This window comes from Exiguobacterium sp. AB2 (genome assembly GCF_000696055.1).
Taxonomy (GTDB): Bacteria; Bacillota; Bacilli; order Exiguobacteriales; family Exiguobacteriaceae; genus Exiguobacterium; species Exiguobacterium alkaliphilum.
In genome coordinates this window covers 26,594-51,137 of record NZ_JNAA01000057.1, presented here as the reverse complement: position 1 = coordinate 51,137, position 24,544 = coordinate 26,594, and the positions used below count along the sequence as shown (strand labels likewise).

Sequence of the window (24,544 nt, the reverse complement as noted above, 5' to 3'; positions counted from 1 at the left end):
AGATTGTAGGAGGCTAACACGATGAACGAATACGGCATGAAAGGCCGCGTAGTCGCAGTCATGGGCCCAGTTATCGACGTTAAGTTCGACAACCACTTACCAAACATCTACAACGCCCTTAAAGTCACGCACGTGGCGACATCGGCGGAAGATGTAAGTGTCGACTTGACGCTCGAGGTGGCGATTCACCTCGGTGATGACACGGTCCGTACGATTGCGATGGACTCGACGGACGGCGTTCGCCGCGGCATGGAAGTACTTGACTTAGGTTCACCGATTTCGGTACCGGTAGGGGAAGAGACGCTCGGTCGTGTCTTCAACGTTCTCGGTAACCCGATTGACGATAAAGAAGTATCCCCGACAGTGCGTCGTTCACCGATTCACCGTCAAGCACCGACGTTCGACGAGTTGTCGACGAAGGTTGAAATTCTCGAGACAGGTATCAAAGTCGTCGATTTGCTCGCCCCTTACATCAAAGGTGGTAAGATCGGTCTCTTCGGTGGTGCCGGTGTAGGGAAAACCGTCCTCATCCAGGAACTCATCAACAACATCGCGCAAGAGCACAGCGGGATTTCTGTATTCGCAGGAGTCGGTGAGCGTACGCGTGAAGGAAATGACTTGTTCCACGAGATGACGGACTCAGGCGTTATCAAACAAACAGCGATGGTATTCGGTCAGATGAACGAACCACCTGGCGCACGTCTCCGTGTTGCCTTGACGGGTCTTACGATGGCAGAATACTTCCGTGACGAGCAAGGACAAGACGTTCTTCTCTTCGTCGATAACATCTTCCGCTTCACACAGGCAGGTTCGGAAGTATCGGCCCTTCTCGGCCGGATGCCATCTGCCGTAGGTTACCAGCCGACACTCGCGACGGAAATGGGTATGCTTCAAGAGCGAATCACGTCGACAGCGAAAGGATCGGTCACGTCGATTCAAGCGGTCTACGTACCAGCCGATGACTATACAGACCCGGCTCCAGCGACAACGTTCGCTCACCTTGATGCGACGACAAACCTTGAGCGCCGTCTCTCGGAGATGGGGATTTACCCGGCCGTTGACCCGCTCGCTTCGACTTCACGTGCCCTTTCACCTAACATCGTCGGGCAAGAGCACTACGAAATCGCGCGTGACGTGCAGCAGACGCTCCAACGTTACAAAGAACTCCAAGACATCATCGCCATCCTCGGGATGGACGAGTTGTCAGAAGACGATAAGCTCACGGTTCACCGTGCCCGTCGGATTCAGTTCTTCTTGTCACAAAACTTCCACGTGGCTGAGCAGTTCACAGGCCAAAAAGGTTCGTACGTACCGGTCAAAGAGACTGTGCGCGGCTTCAAAGAGATCCTCGATGGAAAACACGATGATCTCCCGGAAGATGCATTCCGTCTCGTCGGTCCAATCGAAGACGTCATCGAAAAAGCGAAGACGTTGGTCTAAGACCTACGCGGAAGGGGGAAACTAGACGATGAATACTCTTCACGTCAACGTCGTCACCCCGGATGGCGCAGCTTACGAGGGCGAGGCGCGGATGGTGATCGCCAAATCGGTGACCGGTGAAATCGGTATCTTACCGAAACACATCCCGATGGTGACTCCGCTCGACATCTCGATCCTCAAACTGCGCCACGAAGATGGTGGACGCACGCTGATCGCACTCAGCGGCGGTTTCATGGAAGTTCGTCCCGATACGGTGACGATCTTAGCTGAAACAGCCGAAATGGCGGACAAAATCGACTATGACCGTGCTTCTGCGGCAAAAGTTCGGGCCGAGCGTCGTCTTCAAGACACGAAAATCTCGGAAATCGAATTCCGCCGTGCGGAGCTCGCGCTCAAAAAGGCGATCAACCGCTTGAGCATTCGCGATATGAAAGACTGATTGCTTAACCTTCTCACTTCGGTGGGGAGGTTTTTTTGTCGTGTTCCTTCATTATAATAGGTCTAAAGTCTCGACGGGATTTGGGAAAAGCAGTAAACAAGCGGACGGCTCATGCCGATAATAAAGACGGGACTAAACAAAAGGAGAGCAAAGGGATGAAAGTTTACGTTGCGCGACAACCGATCTTTGATCAGAAATTACGCGTCTGCGGTTATGAACTGTTGTACCGCCGCAGCGAGAAGAATATATTCGAACACGTCGACGACGCGTTAGCGACCGCCGACGTGATTCATAACGCCTACCTCGTCTTCAACTTTCGGGAGTTGACCGAGGGGACACGGGCGTTCATCAACTTCCCGCAAAACTTGATTGAAGGCGAAGTGCCGGCCTTATTGCCGCGCCAGTCGCTCGTCGTCGAAGTGCTCGAACACGTCGAACCGACCGAGAAAGTGCTCGCCGCACTGCGCTCCCTCCGCCGAAAGGGCTACACGATCGCGCTCGACGACTTCGTGTTCGAGGAGAAGTACCGGCCCTTGATCGGTCTCGCTGACATCATCAAAATCGATTATCAGGCGACGCCCGTCGAGCAACAGAAGCGGCTCATCGACGCCCTCGGCCATCGCGTCGAATTTTTAGCCGAGAAAATCGAGACGCCGCTCGAGTACGAGACGGCGAAGCAGCTCGGCTATAAGATGTTTCAAGGCTACTTCTTCAGCAAGCCGACCGTCGTCCATGGCGCCGAGGTGCACCCACTCCGGCACACGCTCGTCGAAGTGTTGAAGGAACTCGACCGCCCCGAGCCAAATTTCCGTCGCATCGCCGGTTTGATTGAGCGTAGCGTCGATTTGTCATACAAGATGCTGCGTTCGGTCAACACGGTATACCAGAAAGGACGCCACACGATTCAGTCGATTGAACAGGCCGTCGCCCGCATCGGTCTCGATGAGTTGCGGCGCTGGTCGTATTTGATGCTCTTACGGGAGATGCAGACGTCTGAGTCGAAAGAATTGATTAAACAAAGCGTCATCCGCGGGAAGATGATGGAGTTGATTGCAGCTGATTCGACGCCTGAGGTGAAACCGTTCGATGCGTTCATCACGGGCATCTTCTCATCGCTCGACGTCATCTTGGACGAGACGATGACGTCTCTCGTATCGGAACTCCCGGTCGAACCGGTCGTCAAAGAGGCGCTCCTCGGGAATCGGAACGCGCTCCGTGGGTTGCTCGAGTCGGTGACGGCGTATGAACATTTGACGGTACCGGTCGATGAGTCGGCGCCGGACTGGTCACCTTACTATATTCAGGCGATCCGCTGGGCCCAAACGTTCGACGAAAAAAGTGAATAATGTTTGAAATATCGAAGGGACGTCAATTACTGTAGTAAGGCTACACGCCGATGACGTCCCTTTTTGTATGCGGTTTAAATGAGAAAGCGAGCTGATTCAATGAAGCGAACCGAATCGAATCGTCCCGTTGAGGCTAAGTCTTTTTTTCTCTGTCGCGACATGCTATGATTAAAAATGGTACGAATTTTTGAAAAGAGGGGAATCGTCGATGCTAAACACCGTATTATCGCTCGTCATTTATATCGTAGCGATTTACGTCGCTTGGTGGGCACTCATGCCGGTCAAATGGGACAAAGTGCTCAATCAAGTGAGGAGCCCGCAGGCAGCCGTCTTGCGCGTTCTCGTGGCCGTCGTCTTCGGTTCACTCATCGCCCAGTTCTTTTTGGAGTATATCCGATTGGCCCAGGCACTCGCACCATTACAGTGATGTTTAAAACCATTAACAAACTGTAATCCTGCTGTAACGATTCCTATATGTTTATCGTGTAGGATAAACTCGTCTGACATGCCGTTTTTCATCAGATTATTTTATTGCTATTATTCTTGATTCAAACCTGATGAAGGACGTCACGTTTCACAAACCATCATAGCAATCGACATAACCACATCCGGAAGTTGCGGATATCGACGTATAGAACACAAAATTAACGAAGTTGGAGGACAAAGAGAGATATGAAGGATTTGATTGTAGTCCGTGGAGGACGTAAATTGTCAGGTACTGTGCGTGTAGAAGGAGCAAAAAACGCCGTACTCAAAACAATGGTTGCCACTCTATTGGCGAGCGAAGGAAAATCGGTACTTCAAAACGTACCACGTCTCGCCGACGTATACACGATTAACAAAGTACTACGCCACCTCGGTGCAGAGGTCGCATTCGATGAAGCGAACAACGAAGTCACAGTCGACGCCTCGGGCACAATCAAAGACGAGGCACCACTCGAGTACGTTCGCAAGATGCGTGCCTCGATTCTCGTCATGGGTCCTCTTCTCGCTCGTCTCGGTCACGCGCGCGTCGCGATGCCGGGCGGTTGCTCGATTGGGTCACGTCCGATCGACCTCCACTTGAAAGGGTTCGAAGCGATGGGTGCGAAGACGGTCATCGGCAACGGTTTCGTCGAAGCGTCAGTCGACGGTCGCTTGAAAGGCGCGAAGATTTACCTCGACTTCCCATCTGTCGGCGCGACAGAGAACATCATGATGGCGGCGGTCCTCGCTGAAGGCACGACGGTCATCGAGAACGTCGCGAAAGAGCCGGAAATCGTCGACCTCGCGAACTTCTTGAACGGTATGGGCGCACACGTCCGCGGTGCCGGTACAGAGACGATTCGTATCGAAGGCGTGGAGAAGCTCCACGGTGCCGAGCACTCAATCATCCCTGACCGCATCGAAGCGGGCACGTTCCTCGTCGCAGGCGCCATCACAGGTGGCGACATCGAAGTCATCGGGGCAGAGCGTGAGCATCTTCGCCCGCTCATCTCGAAGATGGAAGAGATGGGTGTTCAGTTCGAAGACACAGCGGAAGGCATGCGCGTCATCGCGCCGGACGAGTTGAAGCCGGTCGATGTGAAGACGATGCCACACCCTGGTTTCCCGACTGACATCCAAGCACAAATGATGGCGCTCGTCTTAAAAGCTGGCGGCACATCAGTCATCACGGAAACGGTGTTTGAAAACCGCTTCATGCACGTGGAAGAGTTCCGCCGCATGAACGCAGACATCAAAATCGAAGGACGTTCCGCAATCATCAAAGGTGGCGTTCGCCTCCAAGGTGCCGAAGTCGTCTCAACAGACCTTCGCGCCGGTGCAGCACTCGTGCTTGCAGGCCTCATTGCCGACGAGGAGACTCGTGTCGGCGACTTATATCATATCGACCGTGGCTACGTCGACTTCCACAAGAAACTTCAAGCACTCGGTGCCGACATCGAGCGCATCGAAGGAACAGTCGAAGTCGCTAAAGAAATGGTCAACAACTAATTAATAGACTCATAGGAGCGAGGAGATTCTTCTCGCTCTTTTCAATGAAGTAATGAACGGAGGAACCTATACATCATGTTTTCAAAAGATATCGGGATTGATTTAGGAACAGCAAACGTCGTCATCCACGTCAAAGGCCGCGGCATCGTCCTTGACGAGCCATCAGTCGTCGCCATCAAACGCTCGACGGGGAAAGTCCTCGCCGTCGGCACAGAAGCGTACGAGATGGTCGGTCGTACACCAGGTGACATCGTCGCCATCCGTCCACTCCGTGACGGCGTCATCGCCGATTTCGCGACAACGGAAGAAATGCTCCGTCACTTCGTCGAAAAGATTCAAGTACGCGGTTTCTTCGGTGGGATTCGCATGCTCATCTGTACGCCGGCGAACGTGACGCCGGTCGAAGCGAAAGCGATTCGGGAAGCCGCTGAAAAAGCGGGCGCCAAAGAAGTGTTCCTCGCCGTAGAACCGAAAGCGGCAGCCGTCGGTTCGGGCATGGACATTTGGAAGCCGGTCGGCCACATGATCGTCGACATCGGTGGCGGGACGACGGACGTCGCGATTCTGTCGATGGGTGACATCGTTTGCGGTGAGACAATCAAAATCGCCGGTGATCGTTTTGATACGGATATCCTCCGTGCCATCAAAGACAAGCACAAACTCATCATCGGGGAACGGACGGCCGAGCAGATCAAGAAAGAAATCGCGACCGTCTTCCCAGGTGGACGCAACGAGACGATGGACATCCGTGGACGCGACATGGTACGTGGATTGCCACGTACGGTGACGATCACGTCAGAAGAACTCCGTGAGGCGATGGCCGAATCGGCAAACGAGATCGTCGAGGCGACGAAGCGCGTCCTCGAACAGACGCCGCCGGAACTCGCGGCCGACATCATCGACCGCGGCATCATCATGACAGGGGGCGGCTCGCTCCTGCACGGCATCGACCAGCTCGTCGCCGAGCGCGTCGGATTGCCGGTCATGATCGCCGAAGAGCCGACGCTCAGCGTCGCACACGGCACGGGCATCATGCTCGAGCATTTAGATCGTTTGAAGTAAGCCGTAACCTGATTCACGCCTCTGCGCGCGAATCAGGTTTTTCATTTCCTGGGAAAATGTCTGATACACTAGATTTATCAAAAGGTGAGAGGGGAATCGTCATGGCACCGATTTGTGAATGAATGAGGGATGTAAAATCAGAACGAATCGGAGGAACATCATGCGACCACTCACATTGATTACCGGTGTCAGCCGCGATAAAGGCATCGGCGCGGCAATCGCCAGAAAGCTTGCGAAAGAAGGACACGACCTCTATCTCACGCACTGGACCCCGTTTGACGGGACGGACGGGGTCGGGGCAGAGCCAGATTTCATTCATCAGTTTGTGGATGAGTTACAGACCTTAGGCGCACGTGTCGCCCATGAGCCGTACGATTTGGCGTCAGGTGACGCAGAAGGGTTGCTCGACCGGATCGAGGCTACACTCGGTGTGCCGAGTCGTCTCATCAACAATGCGACGTTCGAGCGCCACGTAAACGTCGACTCATTTACGACCGAGACGCTGCGCGCGCACTACCTCGTCAACAACGAGGGGACGTTCGGGCTCACGTTCGCCTTCATCGAGCGATATAAACGAGCCGGGCTACACGACGGACGAATCTTGTTCATGGTGTCGGGTGGACCGGACGCTACGGGATCTCGGTGAACGCCCTCGACCCGGGACCGACCGACTCGGGCTGGATTGATGACACGTTACACGATCATCTCGTCCCGTTCTTCCCGCACGGACGCGTCGGTACGCCGGAAGATACGGCCCGCTTCGTCGCGTTCTTGATGGGACCGGACGGGGCGTGGGTCAACGGTCAACATTTGCACGTCGACGGGGGCTTTGCCGGACGATGAAAAAGCGCTTCTCCAGATGCATTGGAGAAGCGCTTTTTTCAGTGCCACGTATAGTCTTTGTCGACGAAGAGGCGACCGGCCACCTCTTCTTTTGGCATCGGTTTCGGGTCGGCATCGAGCCATGCGTAGTAATCGCATGTGCACGCCTCATCGAGACGGAGCGAGTACCCGTTGTTAATCGTTTGGACCGAGATGCTCAAGTTGTAATCGGCGAGCGTCTTCTTCAAGCGATAGACGAGATTGTAGACGTTATGGAGCGCGCGCTGCGGCTCGTCAATCTCTGGGTAGAGTGTCTCAGCGATGAGCCATTTGTTGACGACCTTATCACGATGATAAATCAAGTAAGCGAACAACTCTTCGGTCTTTTGCGTCGGCCACTTGACGAGGTCGCCGTCCTGCGTGTTGACGGAGAAATGGTCGAGGCACTGAATCGTGCACGTCCGGTGCCGCTCTGACTGTAAAATCGACTCGTACCGCTTCATGACGCGCGGCATCAACGCATGAATCTGATCTTCCGTGATCGGCTTCAACAAATAGTGGGTCGCCTGTAATTCGAACGCCTCGACCGCATACTGGCTATGCGCCGTCGTGAAGACGACTTGTGTCGTCTTCGGCAACTGTTTCGCAAGTTCGACACCAGACATATGCGGCATCTCGATATCGAGAAACACAAGATCGACGTCTTGGTTGTTTAAAAAAGTGAGGGCTTTTTTCGGGTCGTGGAACGAGCCCATCCATTTCAAGTTCGGCTCCGTTTGGACGATGCGTTCCATCATCCGCAATAAGTGCTGTTCATCTTCAATCAAGATCGTGCGCATTCGGGACGTTCATCCTTTCTCGTTTCGGAAGGCGGATAAGGACGTTCGTGCCGACTCCGACTTCCGATTGTAGTGTGAATGTGGCATTCGGTACATAGGCGATGCGATTGCGGACGTTCGGGATGCCAATCCCGCTCGTCGGCATGGCCGTTCGTTTCGGGTCGAAGCCGACACCGTTGTCGGCGATGCGGACCTCAATCGCCGATCCGAGGTCTTGTACCGCTAACATGAGCCGTTTGTTGCCACCTTTTCTCATCAGACCGTGTCGTAGCGCATTCTCGACGAGCGGCTGGATGAGGAGCGGTGGTACTTCCACGTTGAATAGACTGTCATCGATGTCTTTGATGATGGTGAAGGCATCGTTGAATCGGGTCTGCTCGATGGACAGATACGAGTCGATCATCTCGAGTTCTTGCCCGAGTGTGATGTTCGAATCGGTCCGACCGTTCTCGAAGATGAAGCGGACGTATGTGCTCAAGTGGCTGAGCAGTCGTGCCGCCTCGTTCGGGGCCGTATAACAGAGCGCGATGACGTTCCCGAACGTGTTATAGAGAAAATGCGGTTTGATTTGCGCGTTAAAGAACGAGATTTCGCTCTGAGCGGCGAACGTCTGGACTTCTTGCTTTTGCCGCTTGTCGGTCGACAGGTGTAACGGCAACAACGTGAACATGAGCACGAAATAAATGAGCGATAAGATGCTCGTGTACGTGTCTTGGTTCGGATGTGGGATCAGAATATTGATCGTCTGTCCGATGTACCCGATAATCATCGCCAACGTGAAGATGAGGAACTCGAGCGGGTAGCCCGTCGATTTGCGCTCGAACAGCCAATTGATGTTGAGGCCGGTCCAAAAGAAGGCGATGAACAAGACGTAAATCCAGGCGGCGTAGTCGAACCATCCATGCACCGCGTATGGGATGATGATGGCGACAGCACTTAAGACGTAGAGCGGGTATGTGGCGAGCCGCAAGAACCGTTCGTACGGGACACGTTCGAGCCGGATGGCGAACTCGATGAGCATACAGACGCTGAGCAAGACGGCGATGAGGCTGACTTTATGGGCGACGACATAAGCCATCACCGGGATGAATTCAAACACGATTTGGTCGCGGGTCAACAGTGACAAAGCGATCAAGAAAAAGAACCCCGCCCCGTATAAATAAATCGATTCTTTCCGGTGGAAGACAGAGACGATGGCGTAAAACAGGAAGATCAAGCAGGCGATCAACACGTTCACGAAGTCGTAGCTGAACAGTTCATTTTGCAGCGTCAGCATGTTGTTGATTGGACCGATTAACAGGCTGTCCTCGAGCCCGGTCGGCCGGTCGGTTGATCCGCTTACTTGCATCGTCAGGCGGAAGTCGGATGAATTTGGGTCGAGCAGGACTAAATACGCCTGTCTGTCTCCTTGTTTGACGGAAGAATAGACAGGATCTGCCGGTTCGCCATCGATGAGGATACGGACATGTGGATGGTTCTGTGGGACACGGAGTGCATATTGTCCGGGAGGTAACGCAACATCGACCTCATACGTCGCGGTGGCGTGGGGCGTGACATGGGGGACGTTACGATAAGATTGTCGGTCGACGGCGTCAAGCAGACTCGATTGGAAACGCCACGTTCCGTCGAGCCGGGTGATGTGGTCTGTCACTTGCGATTCGGTCAAATCGGCCGAACCCCGGGTGACGGTGGCCGTGCTGTCAATCGTCTGGCCGCGCGTGAGCACTAATCCGCTCGTGATGGCGACGAGAATGATGACGAGCATCAGCCCGATATGTTTACGGGTCATGGGCACATTCCCTTCAGACTTGTGAGTTTCTTGTGAGAAGACAACGGTATACTTATCACATTCCGTCAAAAGGCCGAGGCCTGTCTTGAACGGATGTGACGAATGTCACCTAATCGTACACGAAAACGTCCCGTTTGAATAGCGGGAGGCTTGAATAGAGGAGCAAACACTTAAAGGGAAGAAGGCGAACCATGAAACGTTGGATTGAAGCAAGAATCAGCCGTCAAGTGCTGACAATCTTTTATGTGCTCGTGGCCTTGATTACGTTCACGTCGCTAGGCACATATTTTTATACACAACAAGCGATTAAAGAGACGACCGTCGAACTCGAGCGCATCAGTGAACAGCGTTCGCGCGCGACGGACTTGTTCGAGACGTGGCAATCGATGCAATACGAGATGCGCGGTCACGTCCTGCTCGGAGAAGACGCACTCTTGAACGAGGTGCGGAGCGCCCAGACGCGAATCGATGAACAGACGACGTGGTTCGAGGAGCGGGCCGTCAATGAAGAAGAGAAGACGTTCGCAAAAGACGCTCGGCTGTTATTCACGATTTATACGACCCGTGTCATGCCAGGGCTGGAACGGTACGTCATCGCCAAAGCGAATGGCGAGATTGATGAACCGTTCCTTCAGATGGCGACCGTCGGCCAACTCATGCCGAAAAATGCGACGTCGAATCAGACGCGCTTCAAATTGAACTCGAAGAGTGCGGCCGACATGAGCGCGAGCATCGTCGACATGGAGTCGGTCTTCACCGATTATCGGGCCGACCTCGATTTCCAAGAGACGTCGCTTCGTGAATCGCTGTCCGAACAGCTCGCGCGCGCACAGTGGATGTGGCTCATGGTCTTACTCGGTGCGGTATTCATTCTGTTCGTGAGTTTGCAACCATATGTCGTCCGTTTGACGAAACAACTGCAGGCGCTCATCACGAACAGTGAACGGCTCGCGCTCGACCCGCATGCGGCACTCATTCCAATCGAACCGCTCAAAAACGAAGTCGGTCAGCTGTCGAAAGCGTTCAACGAGATGTCGAGTTCGCTCATCGGGCAACACGATGCGCTTGAACGAGAGCGGGAGAAGACGGCCCGCATCTTACACACGATGCGCGATTCTATCGTGTTTGAAGAGTTAAGCAACGGCAAGATGTACGGTAACCAGGCGCTGTTCGATTTGTATGACCAGCCGGTCCCGTATGAACATCGTCAAAGTCTTTACCCAATCGAGACGTTCTATGAGCCGTTCATGAGCCATATCGACGATCGGGAGGCGTTGCTCCGCTTTACAAATCGAGCTCGACGCGAGGGAATATTCGATGAGACGTTTACGTACTCGATGCAACAGGGTAGACGTATCGTACGGATGTACGCCGAACCGATTGAACTGAAGGACGAACGGTTCGGTTTGATGTTTGTCTCACGTGACGTCACAAAAGAGATTGAAATCGATCGCTTGAAGACGGAGCTTGTCGCCACCGTCTCGCACGAACTACGGACACCGCTCACCTCCATCCTCGGATTCACCGAACTGTTGGCCACGCGCCACGTCGACGAGGAGAAGCGGAAACGCTACTTGAGTATGATCAATAGTGAGACGAAGCGCCTCGAGCGGCTCGTCACGGATTTACTTGACGTGCAGAAGATGGAAGCAGGCGCCGACCAACAAGATTTCAAAATCGAAAGTCTATATGAGATGTTGTCAGATGTGCTCGAGATACATGCCGGCTCGACGGAGGTGCACATGTTCCACTTTGACTGTGACGAGTCGCTTCAAATTTCCGGGAATCCGGCTCGCCTTCGTCAAGTGTTCTCGAATATCCTGAACAATGCGATTAAATATTCACCCGACGGTGGGAATATCACCGTCAACGTTGAATGCGATGACGACGTCATCCGGGTCGCCATCGAAGATGAAGGAATCGGCGTATCAGAAGAGGATGCCAAACGCTTGTTTGAGAAGTTTTACCGCGTACAAAGTGAAGCAAGCCGCAATATTGGAGGCACCGGCCTTGGGCTCGCCATTTGTAAAGAGATCGTCGAATCTCACGGTGGAACGATTTATGCAAAATCTGAATCGGGCAAAGGGACGACGATGGTCGTCGAATTGCCGATCGTCGAATCGTGAAACGAGTTCGTCTCTCAAACGGAGACGAACTCGTTTTTGTATATCTCAGGCAAACCTAAGTTCGAATGATCGAACATTCACCTAGAATGGCTACGGCTACAATTTCTTGAACTTGTTCTAACGCTTCGACTGGACACGTCGTCGTTCGTTTCCACCGTCGGGCCCTCCAGTCGATTGACTTGGCTTGAATGACGTTAATGTAACCTTCTACTGGTAATCCATCGGGTATACGAACAAACAAAGGTCTTTCAGTATGGGTGATTGGGCAAACGATGCAAAATCCAGTTCGATTGAAATCATTTTGGCTAATCACAATCGCGGGGCGCCGTTTTTGAATTTCAGATCCCGCGCTTGGGTCAAAATCGATATAGCCAATCTCTCCGACGAGGGGTCGCTGTAATTTATTCAATGAAGATGACATATTTTTGGCTTCCTTCCAAAAGAAACGTGATGTGTTTACTCTGCTTCCTTGCCTACTTCTTCAAGGATGACCTCGTATAAATCTGCATACGTCTCTTCATTCACATCAGCAAATACGTTTTTCAGGATTTTTGGTTTTTCTAAAGGCGTAAGGATGATCGTTCCGTCATGATGTTGTTGAATGTAAAACTGATCTCCAATGTCCGCAGAAAGCGCCTTTGGTAACGTTACGCCTTTTGAACCGCCTACTTTTCTCACGACGACTTTAGAGCGGTCATTTGTAACTCGACGAGCCATGGCACGTTCCTCCTTCATGAAATACGATTATAAAATAATTATATCATATTATTTATTATCTACTACCGAACATAAATAAATCATAATTATTCTTCATCTTTTTTCAAAAAACGGTGAATGATTCCTTCGTTTGGTACGATAAAGAAAGTAGAACACGTTTGAGGACGAAAGGAAGACGATCATGTTACGCGGACTATATACGGCGGCCGGTGCGATGAACGCGCTGCAACGCCAGCAAGAGATTTTAAGCAACAACCTCGGCAACGTGCGGACGCCTGGATTCAAGGCATCGAACGGGGTCGTTCGGTCATTTCCTGAGATGTTGCTCGCCCAAGTGAGCAACCCCGGCAACGGACGCTCACGGGTACAAGGTCAGGTTGGGACACTCTCGACCGGTGTGTATCTTCAAGAGACGATGCCGCGTTTCTCAGCCGGTAGCATCTCGGAAACAGGCAGCCCGACGGACGTCTATTTAAAGGCGCCGGCCGGATTCACCGGTGCCCCGATGTTCGCGGTCGAACAAAACGGCGAGACGCTTTACACGACGAACGGCCGTTTCGCAGTCGACGAGGAGCGATTCCTTCGTTCAGCTGACGGTGGATACGTCTTGTCGGACGCCGGCGCGCGAATCCAGCTGCCGTCGAGCGAGTTCACACTGTCTGCGGACGGACAAATCACGTCACTCGGAGAGAACGTGGCGACGCTCGGTGCTTATCAAGTCGATGACTTGGCGACGCTCGAGCAAGTCGGGAACGATTACCGCGTGAACGGGGATGCGCCGGCACTCGCGCCGGTCACGTTCCAACAAGGGTTCATCGAGGAGGCGAACGTCAATCTCGACCAGACGATGGCCGACCTCATGATGACGTATCGTCAGTTCGAGGCGAACCAAAAGGTCGTCCAAGCGTATGACAAGAGTGCCGAGCGAGCCATCGAGATCGCTCGGGTTCGATAAGGAGGAAACGTATGCAGTCCATTTATAATTCGGTCAACTCGCTCACGCAGTTGCAACGTCAGCTCGACGTGACCGGCCATAACATCGCGAACGTCGACACGATTGGGTTCAAGCGCCAGCAAGGACACTTCGCGTCGCTCTTGTCACAGGCGTACAACAACCAGCCGCGTCCCGAGTTCGAAGTCGGGCGCGACACGCCGAACGGGATTCGCATCGGCGTCGGGGGGCATGTCGCCGATATCTCGCAACAGTTCAATATCGGACAGATTCGAGCGACCGAGCGCGGGCTCGACGTCTTCTTGAAGGCGAGCCGACAGTTCTTCGTCGTCGAGACGCCGAACGGTCCGGGCGTGACACGGGACGGAAATCTGCAACTGTCGGTCGGTGCCGAGACGACGCTCGTCGATGTGAACGGGAACGCGATGCTCGGTGATGACGGCAACCGCATCACGATACCGAACGAAGCGACGAACCATCGCGTCCGTCAAGACGGCGTCGTCGTCGCCAGCGTGAACGGGGTCGAACAACAGTTTGGACGTCTCGATATCGTCGAGGTCCGCAATACGTCGGAACTTCGCCCGATGGGGAACAACGTCTACTCGGCCGATTTTCAGACCGAAGTCGACCGTCCACTCGGCAACTTGTTGATCGAAGGGACGCTCGAGTCATCGAACGTCGATTTGACGAAAGAGATGACCGATATGACGATCACCCAGCGTGCTTATCAGATGAACTCCCGGGCACTCTCGATGAGCGATCAGATGATGGGACTCGTCACATCACTTCGTCCATAAGTCACGCCGCTTCTCCTCGGAGGAGCGGTTTTTGCGTTACACTAAAGGTGAGGAGGGGATGACATGTTGATTGTCGTGGCGATGGACTCGTTCAAAGGGTCGCTCTCAAGCGTGGAGGCGAATGCGGCCGTGGCGCGAGCACTCGAAGGGCATGACGTCGTGACCGTACCCGTTTCCGATGGGGGCGAAGGTTTTCTCGACGCTTGGCTCGCGACGCATCCAGATGGAGACGTGATGACGCATGACGTCACGGCGCTCGACGGTAGGATGCGACGGGCACGCTTTGGCTGGTCCGAGTCATCACGAGACGCAGTCATCGAACTCGCCGAGGCGTCCGGGCTCACGCTCGTCGAGATGCGCGATCCATGGCGTTACAGTACGTACGGAACCGGACTGCAAATACGGGCGGCGCTCGAACTTGGGGCGAAGCACATCACGGTCGGGCTTGGCGGGAGTGCGACCATCGACGGGGGCAAAGGTCTGCTCGAGGCGCTCGGAGTCCGATTTTACGATCACGTTGGAAACGAACTCGGTACTTTCCCTCATCAACTCGAGCGTGTCGCATCCATCGATTGGTCGAACCTTATGCCGGAAGCGCGAGAAGTGGAATGGCGCATCGCCTCGGACGTGACGAATCCGCTACTTGGTGACGATGGGGCAGCCGTCGTGTTTGGCCCGCAAAAAGGGTTGACTAGACGAGACATCGGACGCTATGAGGCACATCTTGCCGAGTATGCCCGCTGTTTCACGCACGATATGACGACACGACCGGGTGCGGGTGCGGCAGGTGGAGTCGGGTTTGCCCTCTATCAGCTTGGGGCGACGTATAGGAGCGGAATCGAGAAAGTCGTAAGTTGGTCGAACTTTGAGATGCACGTACACGACGCCGACTGGCTTATCACGGGAGAAGGGACGTTTGATCAGCAGTCGCTGTATGGGAAAGCCCCGTATGGACTCGCTCAAATCGCCCACGCACACGGCGTTCCGACGCTCGTATTCACCGGACAGACGGAAGTGGTCGCCGTCCCGGACGTCGGCATCGAAGCGGTGTTCCCTATCGTTTCCCGGGTGATGACGCTCGAGGAGGCGATGTGTGAGGCGCCAACGCTGTTGACGAACGCCGTCGGTCGGGTCGTGCGCTTGCTCGATAAAAAAGCCTGAACCGCGACGGGTTCAGGCTTTTGGTCATGGACGTTCTTTCAACAAGTCACGGATTTCGGCGAGGAGTTGCTCTTCGCGCGACAGTTCCGGTTCCGGCGTCTCTTCGACGGCTTTTTCTCGCTTCAAACGGTTGATTACTTTCACCATCATGAACAAGGCGAAGGCGATCAGTAAGAACGTGACGATCTCTTGAATGAAGTTGCCGTAAGCGACCTCGACGTCGAGCACGCTCATCGATAAGTCTGAGAAGTTGATGCCGCCAATCAAGATGCCGAGAAGCGGCATGAAGATGTCGTTGACGAGCGAGTTGACGATGGCCGTGAAGGCGGCTCCGAGAATGAAGGCGACGGCAAGGTCGATGATGTTGCCGCGCATGGCGAATTCTTTAAATTCTTTCCACATAGCATGATGCCTCCTATATAAATGAATACTCTCACGGTAGCATATCCTTCGTTAAAGCAACATTCTTTTTTTCGGTTCGGTGTCTCTAGGCCCGGGCGCTTGTTCGGCATTTCTAGATACGTTACACTAAAAGAGAACTCATGGAACAGTTTTATTACCTGGTACTAATATGTTATAATCAGATGAGCTGAAAGGATGAATGGACGTGGCGAACGAAGAACAAAAGGGCTCGGAAGAAAAAGAGTCGAAACAGCGGACAGAGCGGAAGCGTCTGTCGAACAACCGCCGTTTCCCAATCTTGCTGCGTGTCATCGTTGTCCTCATATTGGCTGTCGCGATGCTCGCGATTGGTGCCATTATCGGGTACAGCGTCATTGGCGGCGGCGAGTGGAGGGACGTGTTCAACATCGACACGTGGCGCCATATCACCGATTTTTGGCTAACCTCATAAGGGTGGTGGAACCATGTACACGATTGAACAGATTAAAGAAGTAATCCCGCATCGGTACCCGTTCTTGCTCATCGACCGCATTCTCGAAGTCGAAGAAGGCAAACGGGCCGTCGGACTAAAAAATGTGACGGCGAATGAAGAGTTCTTCAACGGACACTTTCCGGACTATAACGTCATGCCAGGCGTTTTAATCGTCGAGGCACTCGCACAAGTCGGCGCGTTCGCGATGCTCAAGCAAGAAGCGAACCGGGGCAAGCTCGCGTTCTTCGCAGGGATTGACGGGTGTCGCTTCAAGCGCCAAGTCGTCCCGGGCGATCAATTGCGTCTCGAAGTCGAGATTTTGAAAGTGCGCGGCCCGATTGGAAAAGGCCGGGCCGTGGCGACGGTCGATGGTGAGGTCGCCTGTGTTGCTGAACTGACTTTCGCCCTGCAGTGAGGGGGAGTCAAATGCGTGTGTTGGTCATTGCGCTCGTGCTCGGGTTGATGACGGTCGTCGGCTGTCAACAGATGCAGACCGAGCAAGCGACCGAAGAGAACATCGTCTACGAACAAAACGTCGATGAGTCATTGATCGACAAACGGGCCGGACAGTCCGAGGCACTCGCCGTCTCTCTAGAGCGAGCGAACAGCTCGACGATGTTGTTCACGATTCGCATGCTCGAAGACCGTCGTCTCGAACCGACGACGGTCATCAGTTACGAAGTGGAAGGAAACCGAGTCCCCATCCCGTTCGGCGAACTGACGGCCGAGCGTGAAGGGGACGTCCGAACGTACGTGTATCAAGTCGATTTGAACCCGGACTTGTTCGTGCCAGAGACACTCCCGCTCTTCCATATCGCTGAAGAAGGGGAAACGGAAGTGTCAATCCCGCTTGAAGTCGTGAACGCGACAAATGAATGAAGTGAAACGGATGATTTTCGACAAATCATCCGTTTTTGTATACGTCCCCATTAATTTTTCGACCCCGAGCCGACAGCTCAAGTTGTGAACAGGTTCATCTCAGACAGACCTCCCACGCGTCCGCTATAATGGGCGCAAGGGAGGTTTTTGCATGCAACGCGTCTCAAGTGAACTGACACAATTTCGCGGCAGTCACTATGACTTTGGCCGCTTTCAAGGAAACTATATTAAACGAAGCAAACTGCTCGAAAACCGGACCGACCAATGGAAACTCCGGGTCCCACGTTTTGAGATTGACGAGCGCGAGGCAAAAGAGGCGTTCGACCGGTTCGCGCCGAAAATTTGGGAAGAACTGCTCGGGCTCCAAGATGAACTCGAATTGACTCTCGCCGATACGCTCTTACATTTCGGTCACTTCCGGGTGAACAACCCGGTCAGCGGCTGTTCGATTTTAACGGGCGACAATTTCCTCGTCCGCAATTACGACTATCATCCGATGACGTACGATGGTCGCTACAACGTGTTCCAGCCGGACGATGGTTACGCCGTCATCGGCCCCGTCTCGCGCGTCACCGGACGGATGGATGGCATGAACGAGAAAGGGCTCGCCATGGGTTATAACTTCATCAACCGTCGGCGTCCTGGTGACGGGTTCGTCTGTCAAATGATTGGCCGGATGATTCTCGAGACGTGCGCGACGGTCGAGGAGGCGGTCGACTTATTGAAAGAGATTCCGCACCGTGGCTCGTTCACATATGTCGTGCATGACAAGTCATCAAAGACGCGTGTCGTCGAGGCGACACCGCGCGACATCCAAGTCCGCGAGTCGAACATCTGCACGAACCACTTCGAGTTGTTGCAACATGAGAACCGCTACCATCTCGACGATTCGACGCGCCAGATGATGGAAATCAAGATGTATCAACATATCGTCCAAGACGCCGAGAGCGCGTTCCGGCTCATGAACGACTCGGACAAGGGTGTCTTCTCGGAGCTCTACAAGAGTTGGGCCGGCACAATCCATACGGCGGCCTATTTCCCGGAGACGCTCGAGACGTGGTTCGCCCTTGGCGGCGACCGCGATCCGGTCATCTTCGATTTCCAAAAGTGGCTCGACGGCGAGGACTTTGACTTTCACGCTCTCGACGGCGAGATTGCGACCGATATCGAGTTCGCCAACACGGTCCAATTGTGGCGCTGACTTCGGTCAGTGCCTTTTTAGTGAAAACGGGTAATAACGATAATAGGAGGGATTCATATGAAACGAATCGGAGTATTGGCCATCATCTTGAGTATGAGCATCGTGCTAGGTGGATGCGTGCCGGCCGACGGGACGTACACGACCGATCCGGCCGGTTTCTTTTGGGGCATCTGGCACGGCTGGATTGCACCGATTTCCTTGATTCTCGGGCTGTTCAACGACACGTATCGCGTCTATGAAGTGAACAACACCGGCTGGTTTTATGACTTAGGCTTTTATATCGCCATCATCAGTGGGTTCGGCGGAGTGGCGGTGACGCGGAAGAGCCGGGGCTAGACATTCTTGTCTGGCTCTTTTTTTATTGACCTTCTTTTTGAAAGTGGTGACTAGTTTATAGAAAATCGTGCTATATTTTTTATTGTTTAATCAGATATTACCAAAAGGGGATAAGAAAGATGGTTGCACGTATAAAGAAGAGTTTTACAATTTTCATGTTAATGATGCTGGTCGGAACGATGATTCCGCCCCATCAGACGTCAGCAGCGACGTTGATAAAAACCGAGACGAACCCGAACGTCGTGACAGGAACCACGGATCAACCCAATCAGGACGTCACCATCGTAGCGAATGAAAAAATTGTTCGTACGAAGAGTGATGCCTCAAAAAATTATACATATACGTTCGACAAAGCACTGACTGGACAAATCGCAGTGTATCAACGTGATGCATACGGATTTGACCAATTGATTGACGTGACAGAACGGAGTCAACCTGAAGCTCCGGCGACTCCGGTCAAACCACAAAGTGCGACATTCATCGGGATGATCAACGACGAGTTCGTATTCCTTACCCATCCGAACCATACGATTCACGCGACCTACGAGGGAAGAGTGAGAGATGCGATTGGTGAGTTGCGGATCCCGAAAAACAAGGCGGAGACGGTGAGTGTGTATGTCAGTAGCCCGGAGAAGGCGTCGACGCCAATCCAAACGTACACGGCGACGGCTGCGACAGCCGATATCATTCAGTTGGATGCACCACCGCACGAGACGTTGCGCGTCTCCGGGAAGACGTTGCCTTACGTCTATGTGAACGTGAAAGTCGGACACGAAGTAAAAACTGGCCAAGCCGATGCGACCGGTCAATTTGATTTCCCGTTCACGGGATGGGAGCCGCGCGCTTATCAGAATCAGACGTACACGGTGCAGGCCGCTCATTTGAATCAGACGACTGAAGGGGTACAGGCGTTCACAATGCCCGCATTCGTAGCGACGATGGAGAAGCCGTTGCTCGTGATTGAGGAGTCGCTCACCCAGTTCCGAGGAGTGACCCTCCCAGGTTCGGTGATTTCTCTCGACGGTGAGACGTGTACGGTCAGTGACGAGGTCGGTTATTTCGGCTGTTACTATCCACAGAACGACCAATCGAAGCGCACGTTCACGATTCAACAAGAAAACGCGACGATTTTCACGAAAGAAGTGACCGTGAAACGCGATGTTCGTACGATTAAGTTCGAAACAAAAATGTTCGACCTTGACGACGCGCAATTGATTGGGAAGGCGACCCCGAATCAAACGTTCATCGTAACATATGAGGATCGTCGAGCCGGTTATCGACAAATCCGTTTCCGCGCAAACAGTGACACAAATGGTGACATCGTCTTTCCGTTGCCAAAATTGTATGGTGTGAACTTTACCGTCTCTTACTTAGATGAGTACGACTACCGAAATCCGCTGTGGGCGGTTCGCGCCGAGGACAATCGTCCGGCACCGACACCGATTTTGAAGATGCAGAGTGACCGGGTTGCCATCAGCGTCCCATCGTTTTATTATCCGAACCAATCGCTCACGTTTGAAGCGAAAATCGAGAAAGCGGACGGACGATCGTTATTGGAGAAAGCCGACTTGAACAATCCCTCTATCTTACTGGAAGTAAACGACACGTTCATGATTCGGACCGTCCTTCAAGACGGACGTGTATCGGAGTGGGTGGAAGGGAAGTTCGACGCGATTCAAAAGCCGCTCATCCCTGACTTAACGAACGATACGACGTTACTCAAAGGGACGACGGAACCGAACGCCTCACTCAAATTCACAAGCGGTGTGGTGAGAGAAGTGAAGGCAGATGCACAAGGGAAATTTGAGTTTGCCGTCGACCTGAAAAAAGTGAAAACGATTAATGTTCTCGTCAGTGTTTCAGGTAAGGCAGATCAAACGTTCAAATATGAAGTAAAAGATACGGTACGACCGATGTTAGAGATCTATAATATTCTTTCTGAGGACGCAAAAGAGATCATGTTTGATGCGAATGAGTACGTCGGTAACTTCGAGATTGTCTACTACAAAAATAATACAATCGTCCGAAAAAATAAGGTAAACCCAATTCGACCGTATAAGCCTCTCAGTTCTGGTTTCTCGCTTGGCGGGATGTTGCCTGTTGCTGGGCTGAAGACAGACGGTATCACACACTTGATCATTCATGCGGAAGATTTGGCTGGTAACCCTTCTGGTGGAAATAAAATCATGGTGAAAGATACGACGGCGCCACGCGTCATTCTACAGAAATATGTCCTAGCTGGAGAACATTTGATTTACGGGAAGACCGAACCGGGGTCGACCGTGACGTTCACGTATCGAAGCGACAAAGACAAGCCTGTCGTCGTCTCGAGCACGGGGATGTTCACAATCAAGACGACCGATCCAGTCGTGGCTCAAAAATATGGGCAAGTAAAAATCACGGCGACGGATAAAGCGGGTAACAAAGGATACGGCTATATCTCGCCGAATGGAGAGAAGATTCAAGACATCCGTCTAGATGGCGGTCAAAAGGTTTGGTTCTATATGCAAAATGAGTATATGAACCAAAACCATTACGAATTTACCGTGAACGGCAAGACACAAAAGTATACGCAGTTTGGTTCTGTGATCACGTGGCCAAACGACATCGCCTTACCAGCGACCGTGACCATTAAACTTATCAACCCAGATAAAACGGTTAAGTATGAGATGACAAAAGTAATCACAAAACCATACGTCACAAAAGCGGTCTCGAACGTCAAATTCCAACAAGGTGTCCGTAAAATCACCGGAAACGGCGACCCGTATGCGACGCTCGAAGTGTGGAGTGGGACGACTCGACTCGGTTATGCGGGGGTCGACGGCTTAGGGAAATTTGACGTGAACCTCGTCCGTGCGTATAACGAAGGTGAAAAGCTACGCTTCGTCATGATTCCGAAAATCGGGAAGTCGCAGACGACGACGATTAACGCGAAAGACAACACGGCGCCGACTGCTCCATCTGTCAATGAAATCAAGGCTACTTCGACGCACGTGTCGGGTAAGACGGAAAAAGGGGCGACCGTCTTCATCTCGTATAACGGGAAAACGTATACGACGAAGGCGACGAGTACGGGTTCATATGCATTTAAAATCAATAAATGGTTGCCGGGGAAAGTCGTATCGGTTCATGTGAAAGATGCTGCCGGCAACCAGTCGCCGGTGAAAAAAGAGACGATCAAGTATGTCTTCAAACAGTTCAGTGTGAATACGCTTCGCTCTAGTCACATCTATGTAACGGGCAAAGGGCATCCGGGTGCGACCGTACAAGTGTACAACGGTGCATCGAAGGTCGGGAAGGCTGTAAAAGTCGACGCGAAAGGGAACTTCAAAGCGTATGTGAATAAACAACGGCAAGGCAATATGTTGACGGTCGAAATGACGCGTTCAGGTTATGCCACAGAGCGCATCAACACGACGGTACAACGTTAAAAAAGTTTCTCGGGACTATTATGTCCCGGGAAACTTTTTGTATGCTCATCCCTATATGTAACGCATGAATTTTTACCTGGCGGGAACATACTAAACAGCAATGAACTAGTGGACTTATGATTTATTTCCTATGATGGCGACCGTATGATAATCGCGCGAATCGGGCCCACGCGTCTCGACGACGTCAATCAGGCCGAGCGCCGAAGCGGCCGGGATGAACTGTTCTCGAACGATAGACACGATACCGTCCCACGTGATGTCACCTTTCCCGTCACAATACGTGATGACGAACGAGCCGCCTGGTACAAGGACACGCTCGATTTCGGCAAGCACGGCGTTCACGTCTTCCCAAAAGTAGAGCGTGTGGATGCTGAAGACACGGTCGAACTGTGCGTCCGAGAACGGGAGTCTCCTAAAATCGGCTTCGGTGACTTCAGCGCGACCGGCTTTCACCGCTGTCTGATTCCGTTTCAACGCCGAGCGGACGACGGTTTTAGAGCGATCGAGTCCGGTCACATGCACAGAATCAAAACGATGAAGGATTTGCGCTAGCGCATCGCCAGCACCACAACCGAGGTCGAGGACGCGGACATTGGGTTGAATCAAAAGTTGGTCAATCGTCCAATCGACTTCGACCCGGTGTTGGCGGACCATTTTCTCGCCGATGTACGTGCCGACGATGCCGCGTGGGTTCTCGTACTGGCTATCAATCCATGTTTGAAGACGCTTGAAGCGCATCGAACCATTCCTTTCCGAATCGAGTAGATGTAGATTGAGTGTAGCATAATCATTTGAATAAGGGAGTTGAATCGATGCGGTCATTTTGGATATTCGGCAACCAGCTATCCCACGAGCTCGAGATGCTCGACCATGTGGCAGATGACGATGTCATCGTCATGATTGAGGCGACATCACGGGCGATGTGGCGGACGTACCATAAACAAAAGCTCGTCCTCGTCTTCTCGGCGATGCGTCACTTTGCGGACGAATTGCGCGATAAAGGCTTCACCGTCGACTATCACGAGGCCGACTCGTTCCAAGACGCATGGGACGACCACTTCAAACGATACGACCCGGCAGAGATCCATTACACGGCCGTCACCGACGCCGCGATGGAGAAGAAGTTGAAGCAGTTCGGGAAGAAGCATACGCTCGTCGAACACACAGACGTGCCGCTCTTCTATTTGACGAAGGAAGAGGCCATCGACACGATTGGCAGTGAGCCGTGGCGGATGGACCGCTTTTACCGCCAGATGCGCAAACGCTTTGACGTACTGCTCGAGGATGGGAAACCCCGGGGCGGGAAATGGTCGTTCGATGCGGATAACCGCAAACCCCCGAAAGCCGGGCTGACGTTCCCAGCACCGATTCATTTCTGCCCGGACGCCGTCACGAAAGACGTGATCAAAAAAGTCGAGCGCGATTTTAAGGACAACCCGGGGGACATCACGCCGTTCGTCTGGCCGGTGACGCGCAGTGAGGCCCGACGTGCGTTGAAGCGTTTCATCGAGGAACGTCTCGAGACGTTCGGTCCGTATCAGGACGCGATGCTGGCGGACAATCAAGAGATGTCGCACAGCCTGTTGTCAGCAGCCATCAATATCGGACTCCTAACACCGCACGAAGTCGTCGAGGCCGCGTGCGCGTCGGACGCGCCGCTCGCCTCAATCGAAGGGTTCGTCCGACAAATCCTTGGCTGGCGGGAGTACATGCGGGCCGTCTATGTGGCGTCGATGCCCGGTTACGAGTCGGTCAACACGTTCAAGCACGAACGCGACTTGCCCGACTCGTTCTGGGACGCGAAGACGGACATGCACTGTATCCATCAAAGCGTGAAGCCGGTCATCAAGTGGGCCCATAACCACCACATCCAACGGCTCATGGTGCTCGGCAACTTCGCGACGCTGTTCGAGATTTCACCACAACAGACGAGTGACTGGTTCAATGAGATGTATATCGACGCTTACGACTGGGTCGTCTTGCCGAACGTGCTCGGAATGGCGCTCCACGCGGACGGCGGCAAGCTTGCGACGAAACCGTATATCGCCTCGGGCAAGTATATCGATCGGATGAGCGACTACTGTAAAGGGTGCAAGTACAATCCGAAACATACGACCGAGGAAGACGCGTGCCCGTTCAATGCCCTCTATTGGCACTTCATCGACAAACATCAGGATCGCTTCAAGGACAACCAACGGATGAAGATGATGCTCCGGAACTGGCAAGGCCGTGATGACGACGTCAAAGCCGACATTTTGGCGAAGGCGAGACAGACGCTCGACGGAATCGACTCCTTGTGAGTCGATTTTTTTACGTACGCTTCACAAACTTTTGCACACGCTTCACAGATGCTTTACAT

At 53.1% G+C, this 24,544-nt stretch carries 25 protein-coding genes; 19 read left to right on the top strand and 6 right to left on the bottom strand.

Going from position 1 to position 24,544, the window contains the following annotated elements; all coding sequences use genetic code 11:
* Positions 1-21: 21 nt before the first annotated feature.
* The 8 genes from atpD to DI14_RS08065 all read left to right on the top strand — a co-directional run bounded on the left by atpD (position 22) and on the right by DI14_RS08065 (position 7,104).
* Entirely contained in the window at positions 22-1,440 is a 1,419-nt protein-coding gene (gene atpD / locus DI14_RS08100; RefSeq protein ID WP_034807348.1) for a F0F1 ATP synthase subunit beta, read from the top strand.
* Between the two features lie 28 nt (positions 1,441-1,468).
* A complete protein-coding gene (locus DI14_RS08095; protein WP_034807345.1) occupies positions 1,469-1,879 on the top strand; it encodes a F0F1 ATP synthase subunit epsilon in 411 nt (136 codons plus the stop codon).
* A gap of 155 nt (positions 1,880-2,034) precedes the next feature.
* Positions 2,035-3,225, top strand: coding sequence for an EAL and HDOD domain-containing protein (locus DI14_RS08090; RefSeq protein WP_034807342.1), 1,191 nt, complete (start codon positions 2,035-2,037; stop codon positions 3,223-3,225).
* Positions 3,226-3,433: 208 nt separating this feature from the next.
* The gene (locus DI14_RS08085) at positions 3,434-3,652 is read left to right on the top strand and encodes a DUF1146 family protein (RefSeq protein ID WP_034807340.1); all 219 of its coding nucleotides are present in this window, start codon (positions 3,434-3,436) and stop codon (positions 3,650-3,652) included.
* 245 nt (positions 3,653-3,897) lie between these two features.
* Positions 3,898-5,199, top strand: coding sequence for a UDP-N-acetylglucosamine 1-carboxyvinyltransferase (murA, locus tag DI14_RS08080; RefSeq protein ID WP_034807337.1), 1,302 nt, complete (start codon positions 3,898-3,900; stop codon positions 5,197-5,199).
* Positions 5,200-5,274: 75 nt separating this feature from the next.
* Complete coding sequence (locus DI14_RS08075; RefSeq protein WP_034807334.1) at positions 5,275-6,261, top strand: rod shape-determining protein; 987 nt, start codon at positions 5,275-5,277, stop codon at positions 6,259-6,261.
* 160 nt (positions 6,262-6,421) lie between these two features.
* Positions 6,422-6,907, top strand: coding sequence for an SDR family NAD(P)-dependent oxidoreductase (locus DI14_RS08070; protein ID WP_034807332.1), 486 nt, complete (start codon positions 6,422-6,424; stop codon positions 6,905-6,907).
* A complete protein-coding gene (locus DI14_RS08065; RefSeq protein WP_034807330.1) occupies positions 6,904-7,104 on the top strand; it encodes an SDR family oxidoreductase in 201 nt (66 codons plus the stop codon). Before DI14_RS08070 ends, DI14_RS08065 begins: the two co-directional genes overlap by 4 nt.
* Before the next feature lie 38 nt (positions 7,105-7,142).
* Here DI14_RS08065 and DI14_RS08060 read toward each other — a convergent pair whose 3' ends face one another.
* Both DI14_RS08060 and DI14_RS08055 read right to left on the bottom strand, forming a co-directional pair.
* Positions 7,143-7,922 carry a response regulator gene (locus DI14_RS08060; RefSeq protein ID WP_034807329.1) on the bottom strand — a complete coding sequence of 260 codons (780 nt, stop codon included), beginning with the start codon at positions 7,920-7,922 and terminating at the stop codon, positions 7,143-7,145.
* Positions 7,903-9,711: a sensor histidine kinase gene (locus tag DI14_RS08055; RefSeq protein ID WP_034807327.1), complete on the bottom strand. Its 1,809-nt coding sequence runs from the start codon at positions 9,709-9,711 to the stop codon at positions 7,903-7,905. The genes DI14_RS08060 and DI14_RS08055 overlap by 20 nt, the downstream gene beginning before the upstream one ends.
* Positions 9,712-9,902: 191 nt before the next feature.
* Between DI14_RS08055 and DI14_RS08050 the strand changes: the two genes are divergently transcribed.
* Complete coding sequence (locus DI14_RS08050) at positions 9,903-11,837, top strand: cell wall metabolism sensor histidine kinase WalK (protein WP_034807324.1); 1,935 nt, start codon at positions 9,903-9,905, stop codon at positions 11,835-11,837.
* Positions 11,838-11,892: 55 nt separating this feature from the next.
* Here DI14_RS08050 and DI14_RS15225 read toward each other — a convergent pair whose 3' ends face one another.
* On the bottom strand, positions 11,893-12,258 hold the full coding sequence (locus tag DI14_RS15225) for a type II toxin-antitoxin system PemK/MazF family toxin (protein ID WP_081825854.1): 366 nt from the start codon (positions 12,256-12,258) through the stop codon (positions 11,893-11,895).
* 35 nt (positions 12,259-12,293) lie between these two features.
* Positions 12,294-12,554 carry a hypothetical protein gene (locus tag DI14_RS08045; protein ID WP_029334276.1) on the bottom strand — a complete coding sequence of 87 codons (261 nt, stop codon included), beginning with the start codon at positions 12,552-12,554 and terminating at the stop codon, positions 12,294-12,296.
* Between the two features lie 181 nt (positions 12,555-12,735).
* Here DI14_RS08045 and DI14_RS08040 point away from each other — a divergent pair, with 181 nt between their 5' ends.
* From DI14_RS08040 to DI14_RS08030, 3 genes are all read left to right on the top strand, one after another.
* Positions 12,736-13,509: a flagellar hook-basal body protein gene (locus tag DI14_RS08040; protein ID WP_034807322.1), complete on the top strand. Its 774-nt coding sequence runs from the start codon at positions 12,736-12,738 to the stop codon at positions 13,507-13,509.
* A gap of 11 nt (positions 13,510-13,520) precedes the next feature.
* Positions 13,521-14,303: a flagellar hook-basal body protein gene (locus DI14_RS08035; RefSeq protein ID WP_034807319.1), complete on the top strand. Its 783-nt coding sequence runs from the start codon at positions 13,521-13,523 to the stop codon at positions 14,301-14,303.
* A gap of 63 nt (positions 14,304-14,366) precedes the next feature.
* Positions 14,367-15,464 (top strand): glycerate kinase, encoded by a 1,098-nt coding sequence (locus tag DI14_RS08030; protein ID WP_034807317.1) that lies wholly within the window; start codon positions 14,367-14,369, stop codon positions 15,462-15,464.
* Positions 15,465-15,488: 24 nt separating this feature from the next.
* Here the strand turns inward: DI14_RS08030 and mscL are convergent, their stop codons facing one another.
* Entirely contained in the window at positions 15,489-15,866 is a 378-nt protein-coding gene (gene mscL / locus DI14_RS08025; RefSeq protein WP_034807315.1) for a large conductance mechanosensitive channel protein MscL, read from the bottom strand.
* A 199-nt stretch (positions 15,867-16,065) separates the two neighbouring features.
* On the opposite strand from mscL, the gene DI14_RS08020 reads away from it, so the two are divergent.
* The 6 genes from DI14_RS08020 (at position 16,066) to DI14_RS07995 (ending at position 22,185) form a co-directional block, all read left to right on the top strand.
* A complete protein-coding gene (locus DI14_RS08020) occupies positions 16,066-16,317 on the top strand; it encodes a DNA-directed RNA polymerase subunit beta (RefSeq protein ID WP_034807313.1) in 252 nt (83 codons plus the stop codon).
* A 13-nt stretch (positions 16,318-16,330) separates the two neighbouring features.
* A complete protein-coding gene (gene fabZ, locus DI14_RS08015; protein WP_034807311.1) occupies positions 16,331-16,753 on the top strand; it encodes a 3-hydroxyacyl-ACP dehydratase FabZ in 423 nt (140 codons plus the stop codon).
* Between the two features lie 11 nt (positions 16,754-16,764).
* Positions 16,765-17,217, top strand: a complete 453-nt coding sequence (locus DI14_RS08010) for a hypothetical protein (RefSeq protein WP_034807309.1) — start codon at positions 16,765-16,767, stop codon at positions 17,215-17,217.
* Between the two features lie 151 nt (positions 17,218-17,368).
* The gene (locus tag DI14_RS08005; RefSeq protein ID WP_034807307.1) at positions 17,369-18,418 is read left to right on the top strand and encodes a C45 family autoproteolytic acyltransferase/hydolase; all 1,050 of its coding nucleotides are present in this window, start codon (positions 17,369-17,371) and stop codon (positions 18,416-18,418) included.
* A gap of 57 nt (positions 18,419-18,475) precedes the next feature.
* Positions 18,476-18,754, top strand: coding sequence for a hypothetical protein (locus DI14_RS08000; protein ID WP_034807306.1), 279 nt, complete (start codon positions 18,476-18,478; stop codon positions 18,752-18,754).
* A 155-nt stretch (positions 18,755-18,909) separates the two neighbouring features.
* On the top strand, positions 18,910-22,185 hold the full coding sequence (locus tag DI14_RS07995; RefSeq protein WP_160165646.1) for an Ig-like domain-containing protein: 3,276 nt from the start codon (positions 18,910-18,912) through the stop codon (positions 22,183-22,185).
* Positions 22,186-22,299: 114 nt separating this feature from the next.
* Here DI14_RS07995 and DI14_RS07990 read toward each other — a convergent pair whose 3' ends face one another.
* On the bottom strand, positions 22,300-22,923 hold the full coding sequence (locus DI14_RS07990) for a class I SAM-dependent methyltransferase (RefSeq protein WP_034807302.1): 624 nt from the start codon (positions 22,921-22,923) through the stop codon (positions 22,300-22,302).
* A gap of 74 nt (positions 22,924-22,997) precedes the next feature.
* Here DI14_RS07990 and DI14_RS07985 point away from each other — a divergent pair, with 74 nt between their 5' ends.
* Positions 22,998-24,485, top strand: a complete 1,488-nt coding sequence (locus tag DI14_RS07985) for a cryptochrome/photolyase family protein (protein ID WP_034807300.1) — start codon at positions 22,998-23,000, stop codon at positions 24,483-24,485.
* Positions 24,486-24,544 lie beyond the last annotated feature (59 nt).

What these genes read in the sequence shown, in the direction of transcription:
- DI14_RS07985 (WP_034807300.1), top strand. Translation starts at nt 22,998, where the DNA reads ATGCGGTCATTTTGGATATTCGGCAACCAGCTATCCCACGAGCTCGAG.
- DI14_RS08005 (WP_034807307.1), top strand. Translation starts at nt 17,369, where the DNA reads ATGCAACGCGTCTCAAGTGAACTGACACAATTTCGCGGCAGTCACTAT.
- DI14_RS08055 (WP_034807327.1), bottom strand. Translation starts at nt 9,711, where the DNA reads ATGACCCGTAAACATATCGGGCTGATGCTCGTCATCATTCTCGTCGCC.
- DI14_RS08060 (WP_034807329.1), bottom strand. Translation starts at nt 7,922, where the DNA reads ATGCGCACGATCTTGATTGAAGATGAACAGCACTTATTGCGGATGATG.
- DI14_RS08090 (WP_034807342.1), top strand. Translation starts at nt 2,035, where the DNA reads ATGAAAGTTTACGTTGCGCGACAACCGATCTTTGATCAGAAATTACGC.
- DI14_RS07995 (WP_160165646.1), top strand. Translation starts at nt 18,910, where the DNA reads ATGTTAATGATGCTGGTCGGAACGATGATTCCGCCCCATCAGACGTCA.
- fabZ (WP_034807311.1), top strand. Translation starts at nt 16,331, where the DNA reads ATGTACACGATTGAACAGATTAAAGAAGTAATCCCGCATCGGTACCCG.
- DI14_RS08070 (WP_034807332.1), top strand. Translation starts at nt 6,422, where the DNA reads ATGCGACCACTCACATTGATTACCGGTGTCAGCCGCGATAAAGGCATC.
- atpD (WP_034807348.1), top strand. Translation starts at nt 22, where the DNA reads ATGAACGAATACGGCATGAAAGGCCGCGTAGTCGCAGTCATGGGCCCA.
- DI14_RS08045 (WP_029334276.1), bottom strand. Translation starts at nt 12,554, where the DNA reads ATGGCTCGTCGAGTTACAAATGACCGCTCTAAAGTCGTCGTGAGAAAA.
- DI14_RS08085 (WP_034807340.1), top strand. Translation starts at nt 3,434, where the DNA reads ATGCTAAACACCGTATTATCGCTCGTCATTTATATCGTAGCGATTTAC.
- DI14_RS08030 (WP_034807317.1), top strand. Translation starts at nt 14,367, where the DNA reads ATGTTGATTGTCGTGGCGATGGACTCGTTCAAAGGGTCGCTCTCAAGC.
- DI14_RS08050 (WP_034807324.1), top strand. Translation starts at nt 9,903, where the DNA reads ATGAAACGTTGGATTGAAGCAAGAATCAGCCGTCAAGTGCTGACAATC.
- DI14_RS08035 (WP_034807319.1), top strand. Translation starts at nt 13,521, where the DNA reads ATGCAGTCCATTTATAATTCGGTCAACTCGCTCACGCAGTTGCAACGT.
- DI14_RS08095 (WP_034807345.1), top strand. Translation starts at nt 1,469, where the DNA reads ATGAATACTCTTCACGTCAACGTCGTCACCCCGGATGGCGCAGCTTAC.
- DI14_RS08020 (WP_034807313.1), top strand. Translation starts at nt 16,066, where the DNA reads ATGGACGTGGCGAACGAAGAACAAAAGGGCTCGGAAGAAAAAGAGTCG.
- DI14_RS08010 (WP_034807309.1), top strand. Translation starts at nt 16,765, where the DNA reads ATGCGTGTGTTGGTCATTGCGCTCGTGCTCGGGTTGATGACGGTCGTC.
- murA (WP_034807337.1), top strand. Translation starts at nt 3,898, where the DNA reads ATGAAGGATTTGATTGTAGTCCGTGGAGGACGTAAATTGTCAGGTACT.
- DI14_RS08075 (WP_034807334.1), top strand. Translation starts at nt 5,275, where the DNA reads ATGTTTTCAAAAGATATCGGGATTGATTTAGGAACAGCAAACGTCGTC.
- DI14_RS08000 (WP_034807306.1), top strand. Translation starts at nt 18,476, where the DNA reads ATGAAACGAATCGGAGTATTGGCCATCATCTTGAGTATGAGCATCGTG.
- DI14_RS07990 (WP_034807302.1), bottom strand. Translation starts at nt 22,923, where the DNA reads ATGCGCTTCAAGCGTCTTCAAACATGGATTGATAGCCAGTACGAGAAC.
- DI14_RS15225 (WP_081825854.1), bottom strand. Translation starts at nt 12,258, where the DNA reads ATGTCATCTTCATTGAATAAATTACAGCGACCCCTCGTCGGAGAGATT.
- mscL (WP_034807315.1), bottom strand. Translation starts at nt 15,866, where the DNA reads ATGTGGAAAGAATTTAAAGAATTCGCCATGCGCGGCAACATCATCGAC.
- DI14_RS08040 (WP_034807322.1), top strand. Translation starts at nt 12,736, where the DNA reads ATGTTACGCGGACTATATACGGCGGCCGGTGCGATGAACGCGCTGCAA.